Here is a 7,328-nt window from a genome sequence, read left to right as displayed (position 1 = left end):
ATTCCGCCCTCAGGAGTCAGGACCTAGAAAAAAGGAGGGGCCAAGCCCAGCTTTTCCCTTAATCGAGCTCCAAAGCCCTTGGGTGATCTAGCCCAATCAGCGAATGCGATACCAAAAAATTAGTCGATTCTCTCCCAAAAAATCAAGGGAGGACTCGGTGGCGTGAGGCAAGTACTGAACGTGAGAATGTCAAGGTTGTAGTCAAAGTGCTTAGATCTAAGGATCAAAATGAAGCCGTTTGATCTCGTGAATCAGATTTACCTGGAAAAAAGATCGTATATAGACCAAGGGCGGCAGCTGCCACTAATCCGAAAGCCATAAAGTTTCCTTTTCCGGTATAAGCAGGCACCAGAACAATAAGAGAAAGTAGTGCTGTCCATGCATAGAGTATGAGTACCGAGCGACGATGTCCATGACCCATCTTGAGAAGTCTATGATGTAGATGCTCTTTGTCAGCAGAAGTGAACGACCTGCGCCCAGCCAGACGTCTTACAACGGCGTATGCCGTGTCGGCGAGAGGTATTCCCAAGATCACAATGGGAATGATCATCGGACCGAAGAAAAAGAAAGTCTTGCCTGGAAACAAATCGGGACTCTGACCACCAATGGCTATCGTGGCAGCCGCCATCAGGAAACCGAGCAGCATCGCCCCTGAATCGCCCATGAACATGCGGGCGGGATGAAAATTGTGGGGTAGGAACCCGATGGAGATTCCGAAGGTCATTGCGACCACAAGAGGGCCGGTGGAAGTAGGAGAGATAATTCCCTCGCCCGAAAACAGGTATACGAACGCAAAAATAGATGCTGACGCGATGGCGACGATTCCGGCGGCCAGCCCGTCGAGGCCATCGACCAGATTGATTGCGTTGCTCATGAGAACCACCCAGAGAACTGTCACGAGTAGCGCAAGGTCGCCACTGCTGCGCCCCAAAGCTACGAAGTGGTCGGTCGGCCATAATCTCAGGTAGAGAATTGTCACCCCGAACATGGAAAGAAGAACCCCAGAAAGAACCTGGCCGGCTGTTTTAGCGGGCGGTGAGATTTCCCGAAGGTCGTCAATAGCTCCGACACCAAAAATCACAGCTGCCCCCAAAAGTACGCCCCACATCTCGCTTGTGGCCTGAAGGACAGGTCGAAGGCCGGGTCTGGTAAGCGAAGCGAGAATCGAAACTAGCAACGCATAGAACATCGCTACTCCGCCTAGCGTAGGAGTCGGCCACTTGTGTACGTGCCGCCTAGGATTCGGCTGCACCACAGCTCCCACTGACACAGCCCAACGACGGACAATAGGAGTTATCACGAACGATGCTGCGGCAGCTACAACGGCTACGAAACCGTAGTCGCTAAGGTCAATTCTCGTCACGGTATGGGGCATAAGCAGTCGCCAACTCCGTAGCTCGGCGACGTACTGCCGGGAGAGCATCCTCCTTCTTTGTCAGTACTTCGACCACGAGGTCTGCTATTACCTCCATCTCACTCTCTTTCATCCCGCACGTTGTAACGGCAGGGGTCCCAATCCTCACCCCCGAGGTTATAAACGGCTTTTCAGGATCGTAGGGAATTGTGTTTTTGTTAAGAATGATTCCGGCTCTCGAGAGAAGGTCTTCTGCGTCCTTTCCCGTAAGGTCAAAATTACGAAGGTCCGCCAACAGGAGATGATTGTCGGTCCCGCCAGATACCAGCCGGACCCCCCTTTCGTGCAGAGCGGCTGCAAGGGCACGAGCATTCTTGACAATTTGAGCTGCGTAGCCCTGAAAATCTGAGCGCATTGCCTCCCCCAAGCACACTGCTTTTGCAGCAACAACATGCATAAGCGGGCCGCCCTGTATTCCGGGAAAAACCGCTTTATCTATAGCCTTAGCAAACTTCTCTTTGCACAAGATCATGCCTCCGCGCGGCCCCCGCAGGGTCTTGTGCGTCGTCGTAGTTACGACATCTGCAAAGGCGATGGGATTGGGATGGGCTTTTCCTGCCACCAGACCGGCAAAATGAGCCATGTCTACCATGAGAAGAGCGTCGACTTCATCGGCAATGCTTCTGAACTCCGCAAAGTCAGGTATTCGAGGATAGGCGGTGGCGCCAGCCAGTATCAGCTTGGGACGGACTTCATGCGCGACCTTCCGTACTTGGTTCATGTCAATTAGTTCTGTCGAGGGATCTACCCCATAAGGCACAAAGTTGTACATAGTCCCTGAGAAGTTGACAGGAGATCCATGGGTAAGATGACCCCCTTGATCAAGGGCCAAACCCATCACAGTGTCTCCGGGCTTCAAAAGCGCGTAATAGACAGCCATGTTCGCCTGTGCACCAGAGTGGGGCTGTAGATTCGCATGCTCGGCTTGGAAAATCTCTTTTGCACGCTGGCGTCCTAGCTCCTCAGCCTCATCAACGTACTCGCATCCTCCGTAGTACCGCTTTCCTGGATACCCCTCGGCGTATTTGTTCGTGAGGACTGACCCAGTGGCTTCTAGGACAGCCCGGGACACGAAATTTTCCGACGCAATCAGTTGAATCTTGGAGTTCTGGCGCGAGAGTTCTTTCTGGATGATTGCTGCGACCTCAGGGTCGGCTTCCGCAAGGGATCGGTGGTCGATCATTTGAGCTCCTCGGATGACTGCTCAAGTTCTATCGTCGCTATCTTGTCAATTCGACGCTGGTGGCGCCCGCCTTCAAATTCGGTTTCGAGCCAGGTTGAAAGCGCCTTTCTGGCTTCGTCACTGTCTATGTACCGCTGACCGAAACAGAGCACGTTTGCATCGTTGTGTTTTCGGCTAAACTCTGCCTCTGCGCAAGTGTCGACCCTGGCAGCGCGAATCCCTCTGACCTTATTTGCCGCGATTGACATGCCGATGCCGCTAGCACACACGAGCACCCCCCTGTCAACATCGCCTGACACTACCGCCTCTGCAACCCGAGACGCGAAATCAGGATAGTCCACGCTCGCATCGCTATCGGTTCCGAAGTCGATCACATCGTGCCCTTGTGCTCTCGCGAACTCAACAAGTTCCTCCTTGAGGCGATATCCGGCGTGATCTGCTCCAAATGCAATCTTCACGACTAACCCTTGCCGTTTTCATGCTCCCGGCTACGGATCTCCAGGTCAACCCAGAGAGTCTCCAGCAACCTTCGTAGGGCATCCTCAATCTCTGTAGCACAGGCTTCGTAATATTCCAGCGTTCCCCCAATCGGGTCCTCCACGTCAATGCTCTTATCCAAGTAGAGAACATCTCGTGCGCTGGACCGGCGCGCATCAAGCTCTTTTACTCGGGATTCGAAATCAACCGCGCCAAAAGGCTTCGACTCGGCCAAAATTGCCGCCTCTTTGAGTACAAATGCCCTCGGCTCCACTGGGGGCCAGAGATTAATAGTCTCTTCAAGGTGGAACCGCTCCATAGTCAGTACCAGACTCGAGGCATCTAGAATGTCTGGCACCACCCGCCGACGGGTGTGGTTACCCACCTCTATACCCCGCCGTCTCAGCACCTCAACAGCGCCCCTCGAAGGAAGATGAGTCGAACAATCTCTCTCCCAAGGAGAAAAGACAACTCTAGTTCCAGCAGAAACCACGCAAAACGCGTCGCGTAAACCTCGCTCTCTCAACTCGCGCGTCAAGAGGTGTTCGGCCATAACCGAACGACAAACATTCGCTGTACAAACCACAAGGATCTGGTGGCAATCGCTAGAGTCCGACATCGTAAAAGGAAATTCACACGTCATGGACCATTTCTTCTCGATTGTCCCAGATGGGCTCCGACAAGGACAGGTTACAGGTAAGCAAAAACCACTCCCCCCGGCCAAGTCCATGGCCTGTCGTTTAGACCCCGTTTTACGGCTCACACTCAGTACCAGAAATGGAGCCTCGACACCATCGGTCGTTACGACAGGCACACCGGCCGGGCCGGGGCGAGTGGTCGCACGAATGGTCTCGATGGCGGTCTCTAGTCTCTACTATTTATTCTCAACTGTCTTGCTGTCTTGATCGTTGAGGATCAAGGTCCAGAGCCTCTCTGGTTGTTATTGGACCTCAATCTTTCGGGCTCCCGCCTTCTCGGGAACCGCTTTGTGCAAGCGGATCTCTAACACGCCGTCTTTGTATGTAGCTTGAGCGCTCTCTTCGTCCACCTCGACCGGCAGAGCTAGCTGCCGAGTGAAAGCGCCATACTGCATCTCACGGCGGTAATATCCTCTCTCTTTCTTTTCTTCTTCTTTTTTGGACTCTGCGTGCAGCGATAGCACGCCATCCTTCACGGTGACTTCAATGTCGTCCTTAGAGACGCCTGGCACTTCAGCCCGTACGACTAACTCTTCGCCCTCCTCGAAAACGTCAACTCGGGGCGATAGGGAAAACATCTCGCCAGTCCGAGCTGGAAGGACGAAGTCGCCGAAGACTTCGTCGAGTCGCTTTTGAAGATCTCTTGCCCAGTCAAAGATGTCTCCCCTCGGCGACCAAAGGTCCAAAAGCCTTGAAGCCGCACGCCTTTCAGGAGTAGCCATAGCGCATCACCTCCTTTCGCAAATTTCGCCTAAAATTTGATTAGGTCCAGGCCCGACCCTCGAAGACTGTTCCATTCGGGCCGCTTTTTATAACATTTCGCAGCAAAAGATGTTCCCGAGATGTGGCTAAGATTTGTTCAAGGTTTAGCCAGCAGCCTCAGGTCAGATGCACAGGAAAAAGAAGGGTGCCCAGGGCCACTCCAACCACCAAAAGCGCGCCCGCTCTTCTTGTGTGTAAGAATGTCCATGCCGCGTACCACAACGGCCACACGGTAAATCGCTCCGGCTTTTTATTGGGTTTTGGCGCCCTTATAACCTTGTCTACCTTGAGGAGAGTGTGAATACCAAGAAAGCAGATTATCGCTGGCCATGGATACACTCTGAGCAAGACTAGGGCCGCCACCGCGGGGTAGAAGCCCCACATGAGGACTCGTGTTAGCGCTTTGGATCTCTCCTCACCCAAAATCACCGGGAGTGTCTTTATGCCCAATTCTCGGTCCCACGGAATTTTGTCTATGTGCTTTCCCATCAGTACCGCTGACGCGAGAAGTCCGTAGGGAATGGAAAAAGCCCACACTTTCGAGCCAATTGTCCCCACCGCTGCATAGTACGTTCCTCCCACCATGAGCGGACCCCACACAACAAAGACTGCCGCCTCTCCCAATCCAATCTTTTTTAAACGAAGCGGAGGCGCGGTGTACGCGATGCTCAGGAAAAGACCAGCTATCGCAAAGGCTACTATGGGCCATCCTCTCGCTCTAAAAAGAAGAACGAGGATACCTAAGTCAATAAGATTCAGAACCGCTGCCGCTGTTCCTAGGCCACGTCGGGAAATAATTCCCGATAAAACGGGGTGTGGAGCATAAAGAGCTCTGGGATAGTTGTCTGTGTCGGATCCCGCCTCTACGTCAAAAAAGTCGTTCATCAAGTTGTTAGCAGCGTGAGCCAAAACAAGCCCTAACACGGAGAGCAGGTAATACTGCCAACGGAATCCATTGGCCCTGAGCGCCACCAGTCCAGCGAGAACCGCCGAGGTGAGAGTCATTGGCTGCACGGCCGCCCTCGTGAGCACCAACCAACGTGTAACTCGATCGAGGTTCTCTACTGGAGGCGGATTTCCGGTCCGGAAGACATGTATCCAACGCCCGAGGAGGGAGAAGCGTTGAGTTCGAGGTTCGGCGTGCGTCGTATCGTTAGTAGCGTGTATCTCGTTCATTTGAACGAAATTAGCGGCACCTCACCGTCAAATGCAACGCGAAACCCTCGATCTGCAAGAACGGGTCGAGCATCGGAGAAATCCTGTCCCCCTCACAGCGTTAGAGGATCTGCCGAAAAATTCCGTGGAAATATATCCTCAGAATGCAGGGAATCTAGTAGCGGGGGCGGGATTTGAACCCGCGACCTTCGGGTTATGAGCCCGACGAGCTACCAGACTGCTCCACCCCGCGTCGGAAGTCACCATGCTATCACTTCATGCCCATACGACTGGCAAGATTTGACCTGGCCTTCGACTGCAAATGCAAAAATCCGTAGCATCCGCAATCCGTCTAAGTTGATGTGGCTACTTACTATTGAAGTTTTTTAGTATTCGATCGTGTACAACACACGGCGCAGCGACAGCCGGGTCGAGTAAGAACCAAGCGAGGCTTAAAGCCTCGCAAAACGCCGTCAACGCCCGTCAAATAGAGAAAATAAAAACAGGAAAGGAGCTCGTATGTCTTATGTCGTCATTAACATCGTCACTGTCCCTCGCGATCAACGAGCCGAGTTCGAGGCTCGCTTTTCGACTCGGGCTGGATTGGTCGAAAAACAACCAGGATTCGAAAGCTTCGAGCTTCTAAGGCCAGAAAATAGCGACGAGTACTTCGTGTATACCCGTTGGCGTAGTCGTGAAGATTTTGAGTGCTGGATATCGTCCGACGACTTTCGCAGAGGACACGCCCAACACTCTGGAGACGGCCCGATAGGGACCTCTAGCGAGATAAAAACTTTCGAGGTTGCAGAGGAGAAGAAGAGGACTAGAGCCTAGTCAATAAAAGTAGATTTCTCTCCCGTATGAGCCGTTCTCTCTATCTTGCGGCTCAATCTGTCCGGACATCCGCACCGGCCGACTTTTGTCGGGCCTACTGGCTCCGCTGTGCCTGCAAACTACGGGCCTCCTCGATCCACTGCTTCATCTCCTCGACTTTGCGCTGATAAGTTCCCAGGTCTCCCTGCCGCAGCGCAGCTTGCGCTTCGTCGTAGGCTCGTGCAGCATTGTTCAGCGCTTGTGAAAGGGATAAACCACCAGCACCAGGGGCTGCGGCTGATCCAGTCGGACCCTGTTGGGACAACGATTCACGGGGCTGGGTAACCGAAACTTCGCCTGAGACATCTCCTGTCGATGTAGCAGCCCCCTTAGGACATCGAGTTGGAGATTGCCCGGGTCTGTCTAGAGCGTCAAGCAACGCCGCAGCTGCACACTCCCGCATGATTGCCCGATCCTTATACACGACTATCACCCTTTGCAGCGTGGGAAGTTGCGAATCCTCGGGCTGAATAAACACCGGCTGCACATAAAGGAGATCGCCGGCCAGCGGAAGCACAATGAGGTTTCCAAAAACTACCCTGGACCCGCGTTGGTCCAACAAAGTCAGTTCCTGCGAAATTCGTGGCTCTTGATTGATCCGCGCCATAACTTGTTCTGGGCCATCGACAAGCCTGTCGGTCGGGAGCGAGTAAGCGATGATCTCTCCATACCGATCTGGGTCAGAATTGGCGATAATAAATCCTAATAAATTCGGTCGTCCTTGAGGTGTAAACGGCTGAATGATATAGAAGTAATCTCGATTATC

At 53.2% G+C, this 7,328-nt stretch carries 8 protein-coding genes and 1 tRNA gene; 1 reads left to right on the top strand and 8 read right to left on the bottom strand.

Annotated features, from left to right (window positions below):
• Positions 1-223 precede the first annotated feature (223 nt).
• The 7 genes from C4318_06320 to C4318_06290 form a co-directional block, all read right to left on the bottom strand.
• Complete coding sequence (locus C4318_06320) at positions 224-1,423, bottom strand: undecaprenyl/decaprenyl-phosphate alpha-N-acetylglucosaminyl 1-phosphate transferase (GenBank protein MER3454759.1); 1,200 nt, start codon at positions 1,421-1,423, stop codon at positions 224-226.
• The gene (locus tag C4318_06315) at positions 1,350-2,597 is read right to left on the bottom strand and encodes a serine hydroxymethyltransferase (protein MER3454758.1); all 1,248 of its coding nucleotides are present in this window, start codon (positions 2,595-2,597) and stop codon (positions 1,350-1,352) included. The genes C4318_06320 and C4318_06315 overlap by 74 nt, the downstream gene beginning before the upstream one ends.
• On the bottom strand, positions 2,594-3,055 hold the full coding sequence (rpiB, locus tag C4318_06310) for a ribose 5-phosphate isomerase B (protein ID MER3454757.1): 462 nt from the start codon (positions 3,053-3,055) through the stop codon (positions 2,594-2,596). The genes C4318_06315 and rpiB overlap by 4 nt, the downstream gene beginning before the upstream one ends.
• A 2-nt stretch (positions 3,056-3,057) precedes the next feature.
• Positions 3,058-3,888 carry a hypothetical protein gene (locus tag C4318_06305; protein MER3454756.1) on the bottom strand — a complete coding sequence of 277 codons (831 nt, stop codon included), beginning with the start codon at positions 3,886-3,888 and terminating at the stop codon, positions 3,058-3,060.
• Positions 3,889-4,014: 126 nt separating this feature from the next.
• Positions 4,015-4,494, bottom strand: coding sequence for a hypothetical protein (locus C4318_06300; GenBank protein MER3454755.1), 480 nt, complete (start codon positions 4,492-4,494; stop codon positions 4,015-4,017).
• A 157-nt stretch (positions 4,495-4,651) separates the two neighbouring features.
• Positions 4,652-5,710 carry a prenyltransferase gene (locus C4318_06295; protein MER3454754.1) on the bottom strand — a complete coding sequence of 353 codons (1,059 nt, stop codon included), beginning with the start codon at positions 5,708-5,710 and terminating at the stop codon, positions 4,652-4,654.
• Positions 5,711-5,865: 155 nt separating this feature from the next.
• Positions 5,866-5,942, bottom strand: a tRNA-Met gene (locus tag C4318_06290).
• Between the two features lie 266 nt (positions 5,943-6,208).
• Here C4318_06290 and C4318_06285 point away from each other — a divergent pair.
• Positions 6,209-6,523 (top strand): antibiotic biosynthesis monooxygenase, encoded by a 315-nt coding sequence (locus C4318_06285; protein MER3454753.1) that lies wholly within the window; start codon positions 6,209-6,211, stop codon positions 6,521-6,523.
• Between the two features lie 94 nt (positions 6,524-6,617).
• Here the strand turns inward: C4318_06285 and C4318_06280 are convergent.
• A partial coding sequence (locus C4318_06280; GenBank protein MER3454752.1) for a hypothetical protein occupies positions 6,618-7,328 on the bottom strand: 711 nt, incomplete at its 5' end.

It is taken from the genome of Acidimicrobiia bacterium (genome assembly GCA_040289475.1).
GTDB lineage: Bacteria > Actinomycetota > Acidimicrobiia > ATN3 > PSLF01 > PSLF01.
This window is presented reverse-complemented; position numbering and strand designations above follow the sequence as displayed.